Raw genomic sequence first — 20,956 nt, 5'->3', positions numbered from 1 at the left:
CTGCCCGTAAGGGCAGCTTTTTTGTACATAGCGTCGTATCCCACTCCCATACCTGTACACGTTAACTTTCCGGTAGGACACTACTTTCTTCCGTACTGCGTCCGCAGTAGTTCCTGCGTAAACGTAATCCATTCTCTGGCGGCAAAGGACAGATACCGATCCTTTCGCCAGATCATCCCTAGATGCCAGGGAATGACGGGATCAACGAGTGGAATAACACGCAATCGTTCGGAATCAAGGTCACGGCAGATCGCTTCTGGCAGCAGCGCTATCCCCAGGTTCGCAGCAACCATTTCGCTGATCAAATCCCATTGTGAGCTTTCATAGACGACTCGCGGCTGGAAGCCAGCCCGGACACACTCTGCAATAATACGGTCATGCAGTGTAAAATCCTCCCGGAATAGCACAAACGATTCCTCCGCCAGCGCTGCCAGCGGTACCTCTGTACGCTCTGCCAGTACATGCGTAGGGTGAACCAGCAAATTCAGCTTTTCCTCCACGAACAGAAACGTCTCGAATATGTCCCCACTCGGCGGCAACACAATTACGCCGATATCCAATGCACCCGCGCCTACGTCCTGCTCTACTTTTTTCGCCCCATCCTCAAATAGCTGAATGGTCACATCGGGATATGCCTTGTGAAATTCCCCAATGACACGCGGAAAAAAGCTCGATCCGACCATGGGGGGCAGACCGATACGGATGTGCCCTTTTTTCAAGTTCATCAAATCACTCAGCTCAGAGGACAAGCTCTGGAAGGACTTCACAATCGCTTGTACCTGAAGCTCAATCACCTTGCCCGCGTCCGTCAGCTCGATTCTTTTGCCGATCCGGTCAAACAAAGCGACACCCAATTCATCCTCCAGACTTTTAATCGTTTTGCTGATCGTCGGCTGTGTAATAAACAGGCTCTGGGCCGCCTTCGTAAAGCTGCGCAAGCGCGCGACCTCCAAAAAATACTGCAAATGTCGAATATCCATCCTATCACCTTCTTCCATAGATAAACGGAATACATCTTATTCTTTATATGCATTTTACTCATGAAAGCTTGTGATGTAAAATTTCATTACAGTTTGAAAATAACGGAACTCATAGATAGGAGCCATTATATATGAAAAGCTTCATACGCGGTGTCCTCCAGATCGCCGTCCTGATGGCCTTTTCGCTCATCCTGAACGCGATGGTCTCCTGGCTCCACCTGCCTGTACCCGGTAGCATTATCGGCATGCTGATTCTCTTTATTCTGCTGCAAACGGGCGTGATCCGTCTAAGCTGGATTGAGATCGGCGCAAACTGGCTGCTGGCCGAGCTGCTATTATTCTTTATTCCCTCCGCTGTCGGCGTTATGAATTATTGGCCGATGCTGGAGCACGATGGTATGAGCATTATGCTGGTCGTACTGCTCGGTACCTTTCTCGTGATGGCCTGCACGGGCATGATCGCCAGTCTGCTCGGCAAACGAAAGGAGCACAAATCATCATGACCGGTCTTCTATGTATTGTGTTGACGCTCGCTATTTACTGGATGGCCAAACGCATGTACCGCACACTGCCCAAGGTGTATATGTCTCCACTACTCATTACACCGATCATTATTATTTTAATTTTAACGCTTTCGGGTGTAAATTACCGTTCCTATAACTCGGGTGCCCATTTGCTCTCCATGCTGCTCCAACCAGCCACGATTGCATTTGCCGTCCCTTTGTATCGATATTTCCCTGTGCTGAAAAAACATGCGGCTCAAATCGTACTTAGCGTGCTGTCCGGTTCAGTCGTAGCCGTAGTATCCTCCATGGTACTCGCCAAATGGATGCATCTGGATTCCTCGCTGATGAGCAGCCTGATTCCTCGCTCCATTACGACACCGATTGCCATGAATGTTTCACAAACCATCGGCGGTAATCCGACAGTCACGGCTGTGTTCGTTATTTTGACCGGATTGAGCGGCCTCATCATCGGTCCGATGATCGTTAAGCTGTTCCGTATCGAAAATGAAGTTTCGCGCGGTGTCTTGCTCGGTACCGGGGCTCATGGTACGGGTACTTCCAAAGCGTTCGAGTTCAGTTCGCTGACGGGCACTATTTCCAGCATCTCTATGGTGCTCGCCGCCCTCTTTACCTTGGCGGCTGCGCCGTTCCTGCTCCACCTGATGCTGTGAGTTCTTCATATACAAAACAAAGAACCTCCGTTCCACTAGCTGTAGTGGGACGGGGGTTCTTCGCCTATTCGGGAGCAAGGCCCCCTCATCTTTCATGCAATCAAATCGCTTTAACAGCGCCGGATTTCTCATCTGCCTCAACAGGTGTCACAGCTTCACGTAAATAAGCGTCCAGCTCTGCCGCATATTGGCGCTCTTGCGCGGCGCTCCAGCCTGCTTGCTCAGACATTAGCGCAATGACGGGCTGCTTCCAGCGCTTCACCCCGTCAATCTGAAAGAACAACGCTCCGGTTCGGCGTATGAAAAAATCAGACGGTGTCACCGTCATTTCCTGCTCCATGGCATACAGGAGCGGGACACGCACTTCTACGGGCAGCGCGGCTTCCGTCTCGCTGGCCTCCTTCATGCTGCGTGCCGCTATGGCAAACAGCCGCTCCGCATTGGAGCCGTATCGGGTGGCCCACGCCCTTGCGGTTTCTGGCGGCAACCCGAGCGCAGCACCCGCTACCGCTTGCCCGCTCACGAAGGCTTCCCAATCGGCAGAGCCGCCTACGTTGCCGCCCGAGATCGGGATGTGCCTGGTGCGGCATGCCCGGAAGCTCTGCCCATGCAAGCGGCCCAACTCCCGTACCGCGCGGTCTACAACCAGCTCGGACATTTTCCGGTAGCCTGTTAGCTTGCCGCCCGCAATCGTGATCAGGCCCGAGCGGGATTCCCAAATTTCATCCTTGCGTGAAATTTCCGAAGGGCTTTTGCCATCCTCATAAATGAGTGGCCGCACACCAGCCCAGCTCGATTCCACATCCTTGACGGACAGCTTCACATCAGGGAACATGCCGTTGATTGCTTGAAGTACATAGGTCCGGTCTTCGGCGGTCATTCGGGGATGAGCTGTATCCCCTTCATATACCGTGTCGGTCGTACCTGCGTACGTTTTCCCGTCACGGGGAATGGCGAATACCATCCGTCCATCCGGTGTATCAAAATAAACGGCCTGTCTGAGCGGGAATCGCTTGGCATCGAACACCAGATGGACACCTTTGGTCAGGCGAAGCACCTTGCCTTCTTTGGACCGATCCATCTCCCGCAGCGTATCCACCCACGGCCCGGCCGCGTTAATAACCAGCGAAGCCCGGATTTCATGAGACTGCCCCGTTATCCGATCCGTTACGCTTGCGCCGCTGATTCGTCCGTCATCATACAGCAGCTTGTCGGCCTTGGCGTAGTTTACAGCCAGAGCCCCTCGCGCCACGGCCTCCTTCATGACCTCAATCGTCAGGCGAGCATCGTCCGTACGGTACTCCACATAGCTGCCGCTTCCCTTCAGTCCTTCCCGCTTCAACAAAGGCTCCCGTTCCAGCGTGGCCCGAATATCCAGCATCCGGCGGCGTTCGCTATGCTTAACCCCGGCGAGAAAATCATACACCAGCAGTCCGACAGAAGTGGTAAACGCGTTGAACGTGCCCCCCTTGTGAAATGGAAGCAGCATACGTTCCGGCGTGGTCACATGCGGGCCATTTTCGAATACAATCGCTCGCTCCTTCCCGACCTCGGCTACCATTTTAACTTCAAACTGCTTCAAATATCGAAGACCACCATGCACCAGCTTGGTAGAGCGACTGGACGTGCCTGCTGCAAAATCCTGCATTTCCACCAGCGCCGTCTTCAAGCCGCGATCCGCGGCATCCAGTGCAATTCCGGCTCCTGTAATGCCGCCGCCAATAATTAAAATATCAAAATGCTCTCTCTCCATACGTTCCAAAACAGCCGTTCTCTCCTGTGCAGCAAATCCCTGTTCTCCCATCATCTATCCCTCCAGCTTTGTATATATTCACGATTCGATCTGCCAACCCAGTCATCAAAAGATACAAAAAAAGACCACGAACATCGCTGCGGCGTATGCCGAGCGGTTCATGGTCTCTCCAAATCTCCTGACGAGTATTAACTTATCTATATCGTAGCACACACCGTACGCTGTGAAAAGGGGTTATTAGCTATTGCTTATAATGCTCAAAAAGCTGTTTATTGGATGTTGTAACTGCTGTAGCTCCCGCGGCGAGAGCTGCTTCCACATCCTCAGGGGTGCGAATCAGTCCTCCTGCCAAGATGGGAATCCCTGTGCGTTCACTGACCTCTGTAATCATGGGGGGAACAACGCCAGGCAGCACCTCGATATAATCGGGTCGCGTTTTTTCCACCAGTGCGTAGCTTTTCTCCAGCGCAATCGTATCTAGCATAAATACCCGTTGCACAGCGAGAATCCCCTTCTTTTTGGCGGTCGCAATCACACCGGATCGAGTCGAAATAATACCGAACGGCTTAATCTCCTGACACAAATATTCAGCGGCATATTCATCATTCTTCAAGCCCTGTACCAGATCGGCATGCAAAAGCATCTGCTTGTTGCGGCTCCGTGCCAACTGATACAGGCTGCGTAGCTGTGCTATGTGCGTATCCAGAAAAACCGCGTACTCATAGGAGCTGTCCAAAATGCCCTCCAATTGCTTCATGTGCTTGGCAGCAGGCAAAATGCGTTGTCCCTGAAATGGCATGAATATCCCCCTTAAATCCCTAGGCTAAAATGTCGGTCAACTCTTTCAAATTTTATATTATCACTCTGTTCAACGAACGTGAAGCGGTTTCATTTTAGGCATATATAAAAAGCTGTCCTCCCCAAAGTAAATCCTTCGGGAAAACAGCCTCAGTCCTTAACAGAAATAGACCACATCATATGTCGGTGCCTTTGAAAAGCTTTATATTGCACTAGCCCTCAAACCCTTGGCGCAGCCATGAGGTAGCCAGCGCAATCGCCCCGCGCTTGGCTGCGGTTTCCGATAACGGGTTCAGCATCACGAAGTCGTGAATAATGCCCTGAAAGCGGGCTGCGGTCACATCCACCCCTGCCTCACGCAGCTTGTTCGCGTAAGCCTCCCCTTCATCCCGCAGCACGTCAGCCTCGCCTGTGATGAGCAATGCGGGCGGCAGCCCCTTGAGCTGTTCGGTCGTTGCCCGCAGCGGAGATGCCGTAATCTGTGCCCGTTCATTGGGATCTGTCGTGTATTGATCCCAGAACCATTGCATCCCTTCTCGGCTCAGGAAATACCCTGTGGCGAATTCATGATACGATTCCGTGTCAAAAGAAGCGTCTGTCACCGGATAGAACAACAACTGCTGTCGGATAGCAGGGCCGCTGCGTTCCTTGGCAAGCAGCGTTACGGCTGCGGTCATGTTACCGCCGACGCTGTCTCCAGCTACCGTCAGCGTATCAGGCTTTAGCCCATGCTCGCGTCCATGCTGAGCCACCCACTGAACGACCGCGTAGATTTCCTCAATTGCCGTCGGATATTTGGCTTCAGGTGACAAGCTGTATTCCGGGAATACAACCGCTGCCTGCGCGCCCACGGCCAGTTCACGGATCAGACGATCATGCGTATGGGCATTACCGAATACCCATCCTGCCCCGTGGATGTATACAATAACCGGGAGGTTCCCTGTCACCTGTTGTGGACGAACAATCCGGACCTTGACCTCCCCGCTTGGGCCGCCGGAAATAGACAAGTCTTCCACGTCTGCGGCAGGCTTGTCTGCCGGACCGGATTGGACCTCATTGACCGTTTTACGTCCCTTTTCAGGGCCCAAATCGTACAGAAATGGAGGCTTGGCATTATCGTCTGCGAACTTCTGCGCTGCGGGTTCAAGCTGTACCTTTTTACTCATATCGGTTCACTCTTCCTTTCCTGTCTGTTGTTTTTATCTATCCAAAGTTGCTTATCTAGGCTCATTCAGCTTCACCTTATATACTTAAACGAGATCATTTCTTTTTAATCTGATGGCTTTAGAATGCCCAACTCAAGGGCTTGACTTTCATTATATTTTGTAACTATAATAGTTACATATCTGAGTTCGTGAATGAACAGGGCAAACCCATGATCAAACTAGTAATCTAAATAACATTTATAGGAGGTTATTCATTATGAAAATTGCAGTTATTGGTGCAGGTGGTAAAGCAGGAGGCAACATAGTTAAAGAGGCATTGGACAGAGGGCATGAGGTAACGGCGATCGTTCGCGACTCTGCCAAAGTAACAGACAGCCGTGCGACTGTGGTACAAAAAGACGTTTTCGATCTGAAAACAGACGATCTGAAAGGCTTTGACGTTGTCGTTAACGCTTTTGCTGCTCCACTCGGTCAAGAGCATCTGCATGTAGATGCAGGTAACGTTCTGATTGAAGCACTGCGTAATGTGTCCGGTACTCGCCTGATTGTTGTGGGCGGCGCAGGCAGCCTGTTCACAGATGAGTCCCAAACCTTGTTGGTAAAAGACACACCTGGTTTCCCGGATTTCGTATACCCAACGGCTAATAATCAAGGAAAGAACCTGGAAATTTTGCGTGGAACCAGCGATCTGAACTGGACTTTCATTAGTCCTTCCGCTGAATTTGCTCTCGGCAAACGTACCGGCTCTTATAAAATTGGCAAAGATGTGCTGCAAGTCAATTCCAAAGGCGCAAGCTATGTCAGCTATGAAGATTATGCGGTGGCTGTAATTGACGAAATCGAGAAACCACAGCATCTGAACCAACGCTTCACCGTGGTATCCGAGTCCTAATTCCTGCACTTAATCCGACATATACGTATGATAAAAAGACCCTTCGGTCATGTCCCATATGTCATGGAAAGTCCGGTTTTGCTACAAATCGGACTTTCCATACACACTGTGAGATTATGAACCCGAAGGGTCTTTTAGATATGACTAGTTACTATCAGGCCTCAGCTTCCTTCTTCTGCTCACGGCCGGGAGACTTCTTATCGCTAAAGCATAGCTTGAGGATCGGAGGTGCAGCCAAAGTCGTCAGAATGACAGCAATAATGACGGATGTAAAATATTGCTGTGCCAGCAGACCCGTTTGCAGCCCGGTTGCTGCAATAATAAGCGCGACTTCGCCGCGAGATATCATACCGGAGCCAATCGCGAGCGAAGAACGGTTATTAAAGCCTGTCAAACGTGCCCCGATTCCGCCACCGATCAACTTCGTAACCATTGCAACCAGTGTTAACGCAACGACAAATCCGATCTGCTGCCCTACTCCTTCGAAAGTAACATTTAATCCAATGCTGACAAAAAACACAGGGACAAAGATGGAATAAGCGATAGGCTCCACTTTTTCTTCTACGACATGCTTAAAGCTCGTTTGCGAAATGGCAATCCCGGCAGCGAAGGCTCCGATAATGCCCGCCATACCCAACATATCTGCAAAATATGCAAACCCGAAGCAGATGATCAAAGCAGCGGTAATGGTGGCCTCTGTCACCTTGAGCGGAGCCAGTATTTTCATGATCCAGGGAACCACAAACCAACCTCCCAATATAGCGACGACAAAGAAAAGAAGCTTTTTGCCGACGAGAAGCCCCAGAGATGTTCCCCCTCCTACCCCGAATACACTCATCATCACTGCAAGCAGCACTACCACCAGCACATCATCCAGCACTGCCGCACCCAAAATCGTCGAGCCTTCCCGGGTGTTAAGCTTGTTCATATCCTTTAGCACCTGCACTGTAATGCTGACGGAAGTAGCGCTTAATACAACACCGAGAAACCATCCTTCATGCACCGAAAATCCGAAGGCTTCCCCAACTCCAAAACCGCAGATCAACGGAAGAATAATCCCCCCAACTGCTACGGCTACCGCGGGTTTCCAGTTACGACGAAGCTGATCCAGATCCGTCTCCAGCCCGGCAATGAACATCAGCAGCAGCACTCCGATTTCAGACATATCATGAATAAGTGTGTTGTTCTGAACCCACCCCAATACCGCCGGACCGAGTACAATACCAGCAATCAGCTTCCCTAGCACCGAAGGCTGACCGAGCCTTACCGACAGATCACCAGCCACTTTAGTAAACAGCAGAATCAGCAAAAGATACAATATAAATTGCATGGCTCATATACCTCCTTTAATCATCAAATGGTAGACATCTAGTATTGATAAAATGCTAAAACTTTGCGCAAAATATGTGCTGACGTGCCCTGAACACAACAAAAAAGGAACCTGTAATTACAGATCCCCTTAAAAAAAGACAAAGAGGAGCCTTGGTGACAGGCTCCTCCGGTAATTCATTGTCATTTTATGTTGTCTTTCAGTAACCTACATAAGTTCGCAAATTATATCTTGATTATACCTTTTCATTAAACCGCTGTAAACGTTTTGAATCAGTTCTCTGCTTTTTCTACATAGCGGACACGGTATTCAGAGGACAGCATACTCATCAGAATGGAGTCATGGTATTGATGATTATAAAATAAAGCATCCCGTTGCACGCCTTCACGTTGGAAGCCTATTTTTTCATAGCAACGGATGGCCCTGTCATTAAAATCATATACGTTCAGCTCAATTCGATGCAGATTACAGATACCGAATCCGTAATCCAGCATTAGCACAAGCGCCTCAGTGCCGTAGCTTTTTCCCTGATTCTCCTGTTCATTAATGGCAATGCGGATGTTGGCACTGCGGTTCAGGCTGTCCATATCCTGAAGAGCAACGTCACCGATGATACGATCATCTTCCTGAAGGGCAATGAGTAGCAGGAGGCTGGAGGTATCCTGCCCTTTGGATTCAATATAACGCCCAATTTGATCCTTGGTAAAGCTGCGCTGCGTACCCGTCATCCTCCTCACGTCCTGATCAAACAACGTATTATAGTACAGTTCGGTGTCCTCCACGTGAATCGGACGCAGATACACCCGCGATCCTTCCAGTAACCGTGCCACTGGTGTTGTGGGCAAAGATTTTTGAGTCATAATCATCCTCCTATTCTAAAAATGTTCAGTTACGAAATTTGGAAACCAACTACTGTGCAGGGTCGGCACTTTTCACAGCAGAATTGTTGAAATCAGCAGGTGACTCACGCCAAATGACGGATTGAAGCATGAGTCCGACTAAACCCAAAGCCCCAATCGTCACTCCAATCCAGACAAAGGTAGTGCCTGGTCCGGCCATACGAATCATTACACCCCCGATAAGCGGTGAGACGATCATGATCGCTCCGGTCACGGTACTTTGGATACCGAAGACGCGCCCCACCATATCGGCCGGAGTTCCGGCTTGTAATATGTAATTCTGGGTGATGATATACAGGCCGTTGCCCACGCCTAGCATGGCCCCAATCATAAGCAGTATGGGTAATCCTGTCCCCGGTTGCGTCCAGCCTAAAGCGGCAATAGCTCCGCCAATCAGCACACAACCTCCACCGAGGCCCCAGCCCGCGCTTATCCGGTTCAAGCGGTTCAGCACGAGCATACAAGCGACGGCACCAGCGCCTATGGCTGAAACCAGCCAGCCGAGCAGCGATTCGTTACCCGGGGCGAGCACTCGCAGCAGCGTCGGAAACTGGTAGTCAATCATGAGGATGGCAATCATGCCGAAAAGTCCGAACACAAGCGTATGCAAAAGCATACGGCTGCGCCACAAGAACGCCCAGCCCTCGCGCCATTGGCTTAAAAAACGGGACGAACCGACACGCTCCTTCCGATGCTCGGCCTCATCAGCCTCAACCGCGCTTGGCGAATCCAGCTTTCCTTGCAGCACAGCAGTCGTCGCTTGCTGCTCCGTGCTAACGAGGGCGGGGCCGATTCCGCGCAACGGCCACAGCACCAGACCGGAGCACAGGCGCAGCAGCGCATTGAGGATAATGCATGCCTGCGGTGACAGCACAGCCAAGGTCATGGCACCCAATAACGGCCCTGCCACTTTGGAAGCCTGATTGACCAGCCCATTCAGCGAGGTCGCCTGAAACAGGTCGCCGCTGGCGACTACAGTGCGGGTCAAGCCTTGCTGTGAGGGCATTTGGAATACGCCAGCCGCCGCGCGCAAACCCAGCAGAGGCAACAGCCACGCCGGGCCCGGAACAGCGAGAATCGCCAGCGTCAGCAAGGCAATAGCTGCATCGCAGCCCATCATCAGCCGGGCCTTATGCACCCGGTCGGCTAACGTGCCTGCGATAGAGCCCAGCAGCAGACCCGGCAGCGCCATCACAACCGGAATCAGCGCAATCAGCATGGGGTCGGCTTCCCAGCGGTAAGCAACGAGCACCTGAATGGCGATGGCATCAAACCAATCGCCAAAGGAAGCAGCCGTGTGCGCCGCAAACATCCGCCGAAAACGGCCGTTGCGCCAAATGCTGGGCGTGGATTCTGATTGTTTTTTTTCCTTCATTTCTATTCACCCTGCTCTCATTTTCTGCATTATTAGCAATAAGAACATTCTAGCGGGCCTATATCAGAGGAAAATCAGACAGCGAGAAAATATGTCAGACCGCAGAAAGTGCTTGCTCCAACCAACGTCTTAATGCCAAACGATGCATGGTTAATCCATTGTCCCGATCAAGCCGTTCATATTGAGTAGCATATTTCTCTTCCAACGCAGGAAAAGCACCATAACGCTTCAAAAAGCCGCGGATTTGACAGACTGCCTTGATTTTCAGCAACTCCTGTTTAGCCATATCAAGCGTGTCCAACCCCTCATTCAGTAGCCGCTCGGCCTCGTCCACTCCCCCAGTAAGCAGGAGCATGAATCCCTGCATCATCCGATAACGCCCCAGCTCCCGCAAATACGGAGCCTCAGATAGCATATCCTCCAAACGTTTGGACAGCGTCGCAGCCTCCTCAATACGGTTGGCGGTCAGATGCATGTACATCTCCATCAGCGTAACAGGCATCACAAATTTATCCAGCTTATCCCGCTCCATCACTGCAAAAGCTAGCGGAAGTCCCTCCTGCGCGCGTTCAGGTTGTCCATTCTCTACATAAGCCTCCAACATATTGAGAATGCGCAATTCACGCTCCTGCTCGGCGGACAGTAATCCACTGGAGAGCGCCCGCTCACATAGAGCAAGCTCCCGCTCAGTCACCCCTCCTGTACCTGTATATAGCAGTAACATCCAGTACAATCGATCTTTAGGAGCAAAGTCCTCCCGTTCCAAAAACCACAATATATCGGCCTGCACAAATCGAGTATACATCTGATAAAAAAGAGACAATTCGAACCCCATCTGCTCCTGCTGGGCGGCTAGAGCCACCATGGAATTGCCCTGTCCAAGCAACTGGTATTTTCGAAACAGTCCATGGACAGCGTCTTGTACCTCCTGATCGTGCAGAGACGGATGTTGCTGTCGTTGCACATCTGCAAGAGTCAAGCTATAGCCATACCCTCTGATCGTATGAATACGAAGAGCAGTCCATGGCTTGAGCTTTTTGCGCAATCTATAGATATGATCGTCCACCGTGCGCTCCACCGGATATTCCAGCGGCCATACACGATCCAACAATTGTTCCCGCGTGAACACTTGATTGCGGTTATCGTATAGGAAGCGCAGTAGCGCAAACTCTTTAGCCAACAACATAACACGATCTGCACTACAGATTACACTATAACCGTCTGCATCAAATTGTAGCCTGATCATCCACCTCGCCTCCGACATATCGTTTCTTGGCTGCACCCAGCCCTGTAAACATGAGCAAAACGCTCAGACACAAGAGTAGAAGCAGCGGAATTGTCCAGCCTTGTGTTGCATCATGTAAATAACCGAACAGCGTCGGCCCTGTCGCTGCTAGCAAATAACCAAAGGATTGCGCCATACCAGACAGCTCTGCTGCCTGCTGCGGTGTCCGCGTCCGCAAATTAAAGAACATCATCACCAACGGGAAAGCAAAACCACCCGCTATACCGATACAAATGACCCAAATCACACTCCACTGTGTAGCCCCAAGCAGAAATCCACCCAGACCGATAAAATACAGCGCAGCCATAATCAGAACCAATACCCGCTGATCTTTCACCCGAGCTGCCCAAATAGGCACAATAAAAGTAAACGGCATTTGCGAAAACTGCAGCATGGACAGCATCCATCCCGCAGTCTCTGAATCCATTCCCTGTCCGACCATCATCTCGGGAAACCATGCGGCAGGGACGTAGAACAGGGCAGATTGCAGCCCCATAAACAGCGTCACCTTCCATGCCAAAGACGATGTATACACATTCACGGTTCGGGCAGACACTGCCGCTTTATTGGCCGTTTTGCGCGCCTTAAGAAGCTGGGGCACCCAGAGTAAAATACCTACGACACCCACAATCCCCCATATTCCCAAAGCACCGCGCCAGCCCAGACCTCCGTTCAGAGCCAGCGGTATACTCAGACCGGATGCTGTTGCAGCGACTACATTCATGGAAACTGAATATACGCCGGTCATCAGTCCGCTGTTGCGAGGAAACTCCTCTTTGATTAGACTGGGCAGCAAAACATTACACACGGCAATAGCCAGTCCCAACATGGCTGTCCCAGCAAATAATGCGGTCACCCCCAGCGTTGAGCGCACCACAATACCTGCAGTCAACAGCAGCAAGGCTGCAAAAATAATAAGAGGCGACCCGAAGCGGCGCGACAGTTTGGCTACAAAAGGCGACAACAGGGCAAAAGCCAGCAGCGGTAATGTCGTTAATAGACCACTCAGTGTATTCGAAATATGCAAAGAATCCTTAATCAAACCGATAAGAGGTCCTACCGAGGTAATTGAGGCGCGCAGATTGGCACCTACCAAAATGATCCCTGCGGCAAGAACCCAAGGACCGGCATGCCACAAGGATTTGTATACCAAAGCTCGTTGATGTTGCTGTGAACTCATCTCTCCATTCTCCAATCTATCTGTGTTATGCTCAAAGGCTCCAACCGAGTGTACGGCTGGAGCCTGAGCAATTTCTATCTCATTAAATTATAATGGCATTTATGCCATATGCATAGGACGGATAAGCGTAGCACTCCAAATCTTCAATTCAGCGTACAACCACAACTACAAACAAACAAAAGCTGCCTGAAAGGATGCTTTCCTTTTGAGGCAGCTTTCGGTCCATGATTTAGATGCATCCAGTGCCGCTTAACCTTAACGTACCAGCCAGCCGCCATCCACTGCCAAAATATGACCGTTCATGTAGTCGGAACCCTGACTCGCGAGGAAAACAACAACTCCCATTAAATCGGACGGATCACCCCACCGTCCCGCAGGAATACGCGACAAGATTTCCTGATTGCGGCTCTCATCCGCACGGATTGGAGCTGTGTTCGCCGTAGCAATATAACCAGGGGCAATCGCATTAATCTGAACGTTATGAACCGCCAGCTCGTTGGCAAACGCCTTGGTCAAGCCAGCGACTGCGTGCTTACTTGCTGTATACGGCGGAACGAACTTTCCACCCTGAAAAGCAAGCATGGAAGCGACGTTGATAATTTTCCCGCTTTTTTGCTCAACCATCACCTTTGCCACTTCCTGACTCAGGTGATAAACAGCATTCAAGTTGATTTCCATTACAGCGTCCCAATCCTCATCTTTATACTCCAGCAAAGGAGCGCGACGGATCGTACCTGCGTTGTTTACGAGAATATCGATTTTACCGAATGCCTTGACGCTTTCTTCTACAATCTTTGTAATGGATTCTCTTTGCGTCAGATCCGCCTCATGAAAGACAACCTTCACACCTGTAGGTTCGAGCAGACGTCTTGTTTCTTCATAATCATCATTGTTGGCTACAATGAACAGATCCGCGCCCGCTTTGGCTAGAGCTACTGAATATCCCTGACCCAAACCGCTGTTACCTCCCGTTACAATCGCTGTTTTGCCTTTCAGGCTGAAAAAATCCAATGAAAAAGTATCCAGACCCATACTTACGCCTCCATCATATTTTAGTTTAAAATATATACCTCTAATGAATTCTAAAGCGCTGCACGAACTTCCTTATATTTAGCCACATAACGCGCAGCGTTCTCTGTGATCAGATCGTAGCGGCCTTCCTTGGCCGGAGCCGTCAGGTTGCCCCCGATACCCACCGCGACACTTCCGTTGCGCAGCCATGTTTCCATATTATCCAGATCCACGCCGCCCGTTGGCATAATCTGCACATGAGGCATTGGCCCTCTGACCGCCTTAACAAAATCCGCACCCATTGCACTGCCGGGGAACAGCTTCACAACATCACTGCCCAGCTTCATCGCTTCCTTGATCTCATTCAGCGTCATGCAACCTGGCATATAGGGAATCGCATACAAATTACACAGTTTCGCCGTTTCTTCTTCAAAAGAAGGGCTCACCACGAACTCCGCTCCAGCCAAAATAGCAATTCTGGCTGTCAGCGCTTCTAGTACGGTTCCTGCACCAATCACTGCCCGGTCCTTAAATTCATCTCTCAATCTGCGAATCACCTGATCCGCATCCGGCGTGGTAAACGTAAGCTCAATATTGTCCAAACCGCCTTCAATACAGGCTTTGGACATTTGGTATGCTTCCTCCGCTGTGTTTCCCCGAATGACCGCGACAACCCCAACCGAAGTGATATGCTCCAAAACTTTCTTTTTCGTCATTTTCCTGATCCTTTCCACGATGGGATGGCTATGTTCCAGTAGCCGCTTGCAAGTGCCCCGCTCCAAAATGCCGGATTAACGCAACTCACTCATGGCTACCTGATCCATGTCTTTGTACGTTTTATTTTCACCGGCCATGCCCCAAATAAAGGTATAGCTGCCCGTAGCTGCCCCACAGTGAATAGACCAAGGCGGAGAAATAACCGCTTCATCATTCTTCATAACCAGGTGACGAGTTTCGTTCGGCTCGCCCATCATGTGGAACATTCTCGCGTTCTCATCCAGCTCAAAGTAGAAATACACTTCCATACGACGGTCATGCACATGTGTCGGCATGGAGTTCCATACGCTGCCGTTTTCCAGTGTCGTCATCCCCATAACCAGTTGACAGCTCTGAATGCCTTCATCATGGATAAAGCGGCGCAAGGTGCGGTTATTGGCGGTTTCCTGCGAACCCAGACTTTCAGACGGTACATCGGCAAAAGACTGCTTCGTTGTCGGATACGTGGTATGAGCCAGCGCCGAGACAATGTAAAATTTTGCAGGTTTTGAGCTGGAATCGCTTTCAAAGATCAACTCCTTGCCCCCTCTGCCTACGTAGAGACAGTCTTTCGTGTTCAACTCATAGGTTTCACCGTCTACCTTTACAGTACCGCTGCCGCCAACATTAAAAATGCCCAGTTCCCGGCGCTCCAAAAAGGTTTCCGCCTTGATTTGATCGTTACCTTCCAGCGCAACGGATTTATTCACGGGAAAAATGCCCCCAATAATGACACGATCTTCATGCGTATAGACCAGCTTAACTTCCTCAGGCACAAACAGCTCCTGTATCAAATAGTGCTGACGTAACTCTTCAGTCGTAAAATGCTTGGCATGTTCGGGATGAGTTGAATAACGCATTTCCATAAAAACATTCCTCCTGTTTAGATAAACTTTTTTATCAACGGAATCGTTATAAAAGCGGTTTCTAACTCTACTTCTTAGCTAGAATTGTAATTATTATCTAAGAGGGTGTCAACCCAAATCTTCACTATTCCTTGAAAAATCCTTAATATTCACGAACTTTTACACTCTTTTTACCTTTTGATAAACAAAATCATATTTTTTTATCTACATTATCCAAAAAGTTTTTAACAAATATATCAACTTCATCATTGTGAAAAACCGATTTATGTGATAATTTCAATTTATTCAGTTGGTGCATACGCTTACAGATTTAGTTTACTAAACAAAGGAGGAATTTAGAATGACCGCAACATTGGATGCTGTTACCTTCGGAGAACCGATGGCCATGTTTTATGCCAATGAGGCAGGCTCTCTGGATGAGGTGCGTTCGTTCACCAAAGCGCTGGCCGGGGCGGAGACGAATGTTTCGGCCGGTTTGGCGCGGTTGGGACTGCGGGCGGGACTCGTGACCAAACTAGGCGAGGATGCATTCGGCAGGTTCATTGCCGGGGCGCTGCGTCAGGAGGGGATCGACACCCAGAACGTCATGTTTACCAAAAACCACTCCACCGGGATGCTGATTAAATCCAAAGTCACAAGCGGAGACCCGGAGGTCGAATATTTTCGCAGACACTCTGCCGCTTCCACATTAAGCATCGCCGATTTTAACGAGGCATACTTTGCCGGAGCACGCCATCTGCACTTTACAGGTATTTCTGTCGCCCTTTCCCCTGAGTGTCGTGACTTCGCCCGACATGCGCGGCAGTTTATGAAAAAGGCAGGGAAAACCGTATCCTTTGATCCGAACCTCAGACCCAAGTTATGGCCTGATACGCAAACGATGGTGGAGGCGATTAACGAGGCATCTGAGGGTTGCGATTGGCTTCTGCCAGGCATTCATGAAGGTAAAATATTGACAGGCTACACCTCACCAGAGGATATCGCTTCCTTCTACCTTGACCGTGGTACTTCGCTGGTCATCATCAAGCTGGGAACGGAAGGCGCGTATTATAAATCCGCCGATGCAGAAGGATATGTCAAACGTTTCCGCGTGGAGCATGTCGTCGATACCGTCGGGGCGGGCGACGGCTTTGCCGCAGGCGTCATCAGCGCGCTGCTGGAGGGCTTGTCCCTGGCCGAAGCGGTCAAACGCGGCAATGCCCTTGGTGCACTGGCGGTCATGTCAGCCGGAGACATGGACGGCTATCCGACACGAGCTGAGCTGGAGTCCTTTTTACTCAGCGCCAGCACGAATTAGGCAGGTTTCTTCCCCCTGTCTTTTCCTTTATCGCTGGTTCCACAAACTCAACAAGGGTGAGTTAGGAAGCTTCGGAGATAACTCAAATAACCCGTATTCACTTATGCGCAGCCTGAGCAAGTATATGCAGGCTTATAACGCAGACAGGAATACGGGTTATTTTTTATGACGTAATATTTAGAAGTTCACCTACAACGTTTTGACGGATTCCCCCCGGTTTAAATCAGGCACAAAGCGGTAAATGATCGGAACCGATTCGCCGCCCTCCTCGATGCTGGACAGCAACGTTTTTGCCGCCTGCTTCCCCATATCCGCAATCGGCTGCGTAATGGTCGTAATCGGCGGATTGTAAATATGGGCAAATTCCGCATCGTCAATTCCGATAATGGACAGCTCGGCCGGAATGCGGATACGGCGGGCATTCACATATTTCAGCACCTCTGCCAGCACGATATCGTTCCCGGCCAGCAGCGCAGTCGGCGACTCCGGCAACTGAAACAGCTCCTCCAGCGTCTGCTGGATATCCTCCTTCGGCACGCTGCGCATGTACTCTTCACGGAAAGGGAGGCCACGCTCCTCCAGCGCCTTTTTGTACCCGCTCAACCGCTCTACCCTCGGAGTAATCCGGTTCAGTCCAAGCGGCAGGGTAATCAGCGCGATCCGTTCATGCTTATGGGCCACCAGCTCCTGAATCGCCAGCTTGACCGCCATTTCGTTATCCAGCAGCAGACTGCGCGTGTTCACACCGTCTACCAGACGGTCCAAAAACACCAGCGGATACTTTTCACGGATGAGCTGGTTATAAATATCCGCATGCTTGCCTGTCGGGAAAATAATCAAGCCGTCCACCTGACGGGCCTTGAGCATCTCAATATACTTGCTCTCCTTGTCTGGGTTCTCGTCGGCGTTACAGATGATGACCTGAATGCCAAAACGCTGCAATTCCTCCTCAATAGCCCGAATGGACTGGATCGACAGCGTGTAATCAATGTTGGCTACAATGACACCCACCATAAACGTCCGGTTCTGCTTCAAGCTGCGAGCCAGTCCGTTAGGTTGATAATTTAGTTCTTGAATGACCTCGGAAATCCGGTCTCTGGTCTGGTCACTCATGTATTTATATCGTTTGTTCAGAAACTGCGAGACTGTGCTTTTAGACACTCCCGCCTTCTGGGCAACATCTTCAATCGTCGGTTTCTTCATGGATACGCTCCTTGTCCTTCATGTACTGCATGCACTGCATTAGTGCAACAAAAGTATATCTTTTTTTTAGTAAATTTACCATACTTCTATTTATGAATACCATGATTAACTACTATTTTCCCTCCGCACAGCAAAAAGAGGCAGATCAAGATGGACTCTTGAACTACCTCCACATAATCATAAATGATCCTCGAATCAGTGTACCGGAATCGGGGTTGCTGGTTGATCTGGTGTATCGTGCTCCACCAGAGCATGCTTTTCCCACAAGCGGCTTTTCCAGCGGACATACATAATAACAGCACGTGTCCATTCATCAGCAGCAATCGCCAGCCACACACCTGCCAGCCCCATATCCAGCTTGAACACGAGCAGATAACCGAGCGGCAGGCTCATGCAGACCATGGAGATCAATCCCATGAAGACTGGGAACTTGGCATCTCCTGCGGCACGCAAGGAGTTAATAATGACGATATTCGTCGTCCGACCGGTTTCCAACAGGATGCTAAGTAAAATGACTTGTGCTCCCAAACGGATAATTTCAGGGTTTTCGGTGAACAGACCAAGCAAAGGCACACGGAAAAAGATAACCACCACATCAATAACAACGGTCACCAGAAGCGCCCATTTTACACTGCTCATTACACGTTTATAGGCTGTATCCTTCTGTTTGGCTCCGACCAGCCTTCCGACCACGATGGCCGTCCCCATACCGACCGCCATACTGAACAAGTAGATATAGCTCGAAATGTTATTGGCATATTGACGGGTTGCCATCGCTTCTGCGCCCAAATAGGTCACGTACAGTGTAAAAATGAGCTGACACGACTGATACATGATGGATTCCAGCGCGGATGGCACACCAATACGCAAAATTTTAGTGATAAATTTTCTGGACAATTGGACGTAATATTTCCACTCGACACGCACCTCGGTTACGCGGTACATCAGCCAGAAGAAAATCAGGAGACACACAAAACGGCTGCCTACTGTAGAAATAGCTGCACCCTCTACACCAAGCGCAGGCATTCCCCAATGTCCGAAAATCAAAACATAGTTGCCGACCACGTGGATCACGTTCATCAACACCGATACATACATCGTTTCTCGGGTAAATCCATGTGTACGAATGGTCGCCGCCAGCGCGTTAATCAATGCCTGAAGGAAAATGGCTCCCCCAACGATGCTCATATAGGATTCCGCATAAACCAGAATATCTCCCTGGACGTTAAGCCATTGCAGCATATGAGTACCAAACACGAGAAAAATCACGCTAAGTAAAAGACCTACCATTAAATTCAAAGTAATGGCTGTACCCGTAACCTGGGCTGCTTCGACAAGCTTTTTAGAACCGATATATTGAGCTACGACGATAGCTGCGCCGTTGCCGATAACCTCCAGTACAAGGATAGCAATTGAAATAATTTGGTTGGACGCGCCTACACCTGACACGGCATTATCAGATACAGAACTTATCATGAACGTATCGACGCTGCCCATCAGCATAAACAGGAACAATTCAAGGAAAATGGGCCAGGTCAAATGGAACAAATTCAGTTCCTTGGCTTCGGACAATACCGACCCTTTTTTTAGTGCTCTGGTTGTCATTCATTCACCTTTCTTCATAGAATTATTTAACGAACAAAGGGTATGTTAGCACAGTCTTTCTGAAAATACATCCCGTTTGTGTAAAATGATTTGCAAAACGCGTAAGATTTCATTTATCACCTTCTTCACAATTGATTATCGAACTTTATTGAAACGCAGAAAGGTATAATAGAATATGGGCCTGTGAGCATTGCCGCTGACAGGCTGCGCGGATGGTTGTATACTGTTTACGCATGATTTGTGAATATATGAAAACGTTCGCCATCAAAGGCTTATATTGCAATAAAGGAGGATTTTACAGATGACTCAATCATTTCAGGCCCTTGTCGTCGACCAGACACAAGACGGTGAAGTCCAAGCAGAGGTACGCTCTTTGGAGGCTGGCAGTTTACCTGCTGGAGAAGTATTGATTCGTGTCGCTTATTCCAGCATCAATTATAAAGACGGGCTTGCCGCCCGCAAGGATGGCAATATTGTCAAAGCCTATCCATTCGTGCCGGGTATAGATTGCTCGGGAACCGTCGTCTCTTCGGAGGATAGCCGTTTCAGCGAAGGACAAGCCGTTCTCGTTACCGGATACGGGTTTGGTGTATCTCAATTCGGAGGATTCAGCGAATATGCGCGTGTGCCTGCGGACTGGGTGGTTCCTCTTCCGGACGGGCTCACGCCAAGAGAGGCCATGATTTATGGGACAGCCGGCTTTACCGCAGCCCTTTCGTTGCATCGGCTAGAGCAAAACGGCGTTGCGCCGGATCAGGGCAAGGTACTCGTCACCGGAGCAACGGGTGGCGTTGGCGGAGCTGCTATTGCCCTGCTGGGCACGAGGGGCTACCATGTTGTAGCCAGTAGCGGCAAAGCCGAGGCGCACGACTACCTCAAGGCGCTCGGAGCGGCTGAGGTGATCTCCCGCGATGAGGTCTACGACGGCGCGGAGAGCATCCGCCCGCTAGGCAAGCAGCTTTGGCAAGCGGCCATTGATCCCGTAGGCGGAAAGCCGCTCGCTTCGCTGCTCAGCCAAGTCGCCTACAACGGCTCCGTTGCCGTGAGCGGTCTGACGGCAGGCACCAAGCTGCCTACTACGGTGCTGCCGTTTATCTTGCGCGGTGTCAGCCTGCTGGGCATAGACTCCGTCTTCTGCCCTTATGAAACACGCGTAGCGATCTGGAAGCGACTCGGCAGCGACTGGAAGCCAAAACAACTGGAGCAGCTCGTCGAGCGCGAAATCGGGCTGGCTGACCTGCCAAGCGCGCTGGAGGACATCCTCGCGGCCCGCTCACAGGGCAGAACGCTCGTGCGATTGGCTGACTAAGCGGAAGTGTATTCACAAGCTATCCGTCGATGCAGTTCCACATAAAGGACTGTTTATTCCCTCGTGTCTAGCTT

The 20,956-nt window shown here is 50.3% G+C and carries 19 protein-coding genes; 5 read left to right on the top strand and 14 right to left on the bottom strand.

The window, feature by feature from the left end:
- Positions 1–80 precede the first annotated feature (80 nt).
- Positions 81–980 carry a cidABC operon transcriptional activator CidR gene (gene cidR, locus ACQ4MX_RS16875; RefSeq protein ID WP_431086135.1) on the bottom strand — a complete coding sequence of 300 codons (900 nt, stop codon included), beginning with the start codon at positions 978–980 and terminating at the stop codon, positions 81–83.
- A 131-nt stretch (positions 981–1,111) separates the two neighbouring features.
- On the opposite strand from cidR, the gene ACQ4MX_RS16870 reads away from it, so the two are divergent.
- Complete coding sequence (locus ACQ4MX_RS16870; protein WP_025683925.1) at positions 1,112–1,483, top strand: CidA/LrgA family protein; 372 nt, start codon at positions 1,112–1,114, stop codon at positions 1,481–1,483.
- Positions 1,480–2,157, top strand: a complete 678-nt coding sequence (locus ACQ4MX_RS16865) for a CidB/LrgB family autolysis modulator (RefSeq protein ID WP_431086132.1) — start codon at positions 1,480–1,482, stop codon at positions 2,155–2,157. The genes ACQ4MX_RS16870 and ACQ4MX_RS16865 overlap by 4 nt, the downstream gene beginning before the upstream one ends.
- A 100-nt stretch (positions 2,158–2,257) precedes the next feature.
- Here ACQ4MX_RS16865 and ACQ4MX_RS16860 read toward each other — a convergent pair whose 3' ends face one another.
- The 3 genes from ACQ4MX_RS16860 to ACQ4MX_RS16850 all read right to left on the bottom strand — a co-directional run bounded on the left by ACQ4MX_RS16860 (position 2,258) and on the right by ACQ4MX_RS16850 (position 5,874).
- Positions 2,258–3,961, bottom strand: coding sequence for a glycerol-3-phosphate dehydrogenase/oxidase (locus tag ACQ4MX_RS16860; protein WP_431091359.1), 1,704 nt, complete (start codon positions 3,959–3,961; stop codon positions 2,258–2,260).
- Between the two features lie 190 nt (positions 3,962–4,151).
- Positions 4,152–4,709, bottom strand: coding sequence for a glycerol-3-phosphate responsive antiterminator (locus ACQ4MX_RS16855; RefSeq protein WP_431086131.1), 558 nt, complete (start codon positions 4,707–4,709; stop codon positions 4,152–4,154).
- A 211-nt stretch (positions 4,710–4,920) separates the two neighbouring features.
- A complete protein-coding gene (locus ACQ4MX_RS16850) occupies positions 4,921–5,874 on the bottom strand; it encodes an alpha/beta hydrolase (protein WP_431086129.1) in 954 nt (317 codons plus the stop codon).
- A 256-nt stretch (positions 5,875–6,130) separates the two neighbouring features.
- On the opposite strand from ACQ4MX_RS16850, the gene ACQ4MX_RS16845 reads away from it, so the two are divergent.
- The gene (locus ACQ4MX_RS16845) at positions 6,131–6,766 is read left to right on the top strand and encodes an NAD(P)-dependent oxidoreductase (RefSeq protein WP_044644324.1); all 636 of its coding nucleotides are present in this window, start codon (positions 6,131–6,133) and stop codon (positions 6,764–6,766) included.
- 154 nt (positions 6,767–6,920) lie between these two features.
- On the opposite strand, the gene ACQ4MX_RS16840 is transcribed toward ACQ4MX_RS16845, so the two are convergent.
- The 8 genes from ACQ4MX_RS16840 to kduI all read right to left on the bottom strand — a co-directional run bounded on the left by ACQ4MX_RS16840 (position 6,921) and on the right by kduI (position 15,468).
- Positions 6,921–8,096: a cation:proton antiporter gene (locus tag ACQ4MX_RS16840; protein ID WP_431086128.1), complete on the bottom strand. Its 1,176-nt coding sequence runs from the start codon at positions 8,094–8,096 to the stop codon at positions 6,921–6,923.
- 272 nt (positions 8,097–8,368) lie between these two features.
- Positions 8,369–8,956 carry a GNAT family N-acetyltransferase gene (locus tag ACQ4MX_RS16835; RefSeq protein ID WP_431086127.1) on the bottom strand — a complete coding sequence of 196 codons (588 nt, stop codon included), beginning with the start codon at positions 8,954–8,956 and terminating at the stop codon, positions 8,369–8,371.
- 49 nt (positions 8,957–9,005) lie between these two features.
- The gene (locus tag ACQ4MX_RS16830) at positions 9,006–10,370 is read right to left on the bottom strand and encodes an MFS transporter (RefSeq protein WP_431086124.1); all 1,365 of its coding nucleotides are present in this window, start codon (positions 10,368–10,370) and stop codon (positions 9,006–9,008) included.
- A 94-nt stretch (positions 10,371–10,464) separates the two neighbouring features.
- On the bottom strand, positions 10,465–11,616 hold the full coding sequence (locus ACQ4MX_RS16825; protein ID WP_431086122.1) for a winged helix-turn-helix domain-containing protein: 1,152 nt from the start codon (positions 11,614–11,616) through the stop codon (positions 10,465–10,467).
- Entirely contained in the window at positions 11,597–12,835 is a 1,239-nt protein-coding gene (locus ACQ4MX_RS16820) for a CynX/NimT family MFS transporter (RefSeq protein WP_283653735.1), read from the bottom strand. Before ACQ4MX_RS16820 ends, ACQ4MX_RS16825 begins: the two co-directional genes overlap by 20 nt.
- Before the next feature lie 255 nt (positions 12,836–13,090).
- Positions 13,091–13,867 (bottom strand): 2-dehydro-3-deoxy-D-gluconate 5-dehydrogenase KduD, encoded by a 777-nt coding sequence (gene kduD, locus ACQ4MX_RS16815; protein WP_404519322.1) that lies wholly within the window; start codon positions 13,865–13,867, stop codon positions 13,091–13,093.
- A gap of 50 nt (positions 13,868–13,917) precedes the next feature.
- Positions 13,918–14,562: a bifunctional 2-keto-4-hydroxyglutarate aldolase/2-keto-3-deoxy-6-phosphogluconate aldolase gene (locus ACQ4MX_RS16810; RefSeq protein ID WP_431086121.1), complete on the bottom strand. Its 645-nt coding sequence runs from the start codon at positions 14,560–14,562 to the stop codon at positions 13,918–13,920.
- 75 nt (positions 14,563–14,637) lie between these two features.
- Positions 14,638–15,468: a 5-dehydro-4-deoxy-D-glucuronate isomerase gene (gene kduI / locus ACQ4MX_RS16805; protein ID WP_431086120.1), complete on the bottom strand. Its 831-nt coding sequence runs from the start codon at positions 15,466–15,468 to the stop codon at positions 14,638–14,640.
- A 340-nt stretch (positions 15,469–15,808) separates the two neighbouring features.
- On the opposite strand from kduI, the gene ACQ4MX_RS16800 reads away from it, so the two are divergent.
- Positions 15,809–16,765 (top strand): sugar kinase, encoded by a 957-nt coding sequence (locus ACQ4MX_RS16800; protein WP_431086118.1) that lies wholly within the window; start codon positions 15,809–15,811, stop codon positions 16,763–16,765.
- Positions 16,766–16,954: 189 nt separating this feature from the next.
- Here ACQ4MX_RS16800 and ACQ4MX_RS16795 read toward each other — a convergent pair whose 3' ends face one another.
- The gene (locus ACQ4MX_RS16795) at positions 16,955–17,968 is read right to left on the bottom strand and encodes a LacI family DNA-binding transcriptional regulator (protein ID WP_431086117.1); all 1,014 of its coding nucleotides are present in this window, start codon (positions 17,966–17,968) and stop codon (positions 16,955–16,957) included.
- Between the two features lie 195 nt (positions 17,969–18,163).
- On the bottom strand, positions 18,164–19,573 hold the full coding sequence (locus tag ACQ4MX_RS16790; RefSeq protein WP_431086115.1) for an MATE family efflux transporter: 1,410 nt from the start codon (positions 19,571–19,573) through the stop codon (positions 18,164–18,166).
- A 301-nt stretch (positions 19,574–19,874) separates the two neighbouring features.
- Here ACQ4MX_RS16790 and ACQ4MX_RS16785 point away from each other — a divergent pair, with 301 nt between their 5' ends.
- Positions 19,875–20,882, top strand: coding sequence for an acryloyl-CoA reductase (locus ACQ4MX_RS16785; RefSeq protein WP_431086113.1), 1,008 nt, complete (start codon positions 19,875–19,877; stop codon positions 20,880–20,882).
- Positions 20,883–20,956 lie beyond the last annotated feature (74 nt).

The sequence above is a fragment of the Paenibacillus sp. 8b26 genome (genome assembly GCF_050626875.1).
In the GTDB taxonomy this organism is placed as follows: domain Bacteria; phylum Bacillota; class Bacilli; order Paenibacillales; family Paenibacillaceae; genus Paenibacillus.
Note: the sequence above shows the minus strand (reverse complement) of the source record. Positions and strands in the feature narration are given on the sequence as shown.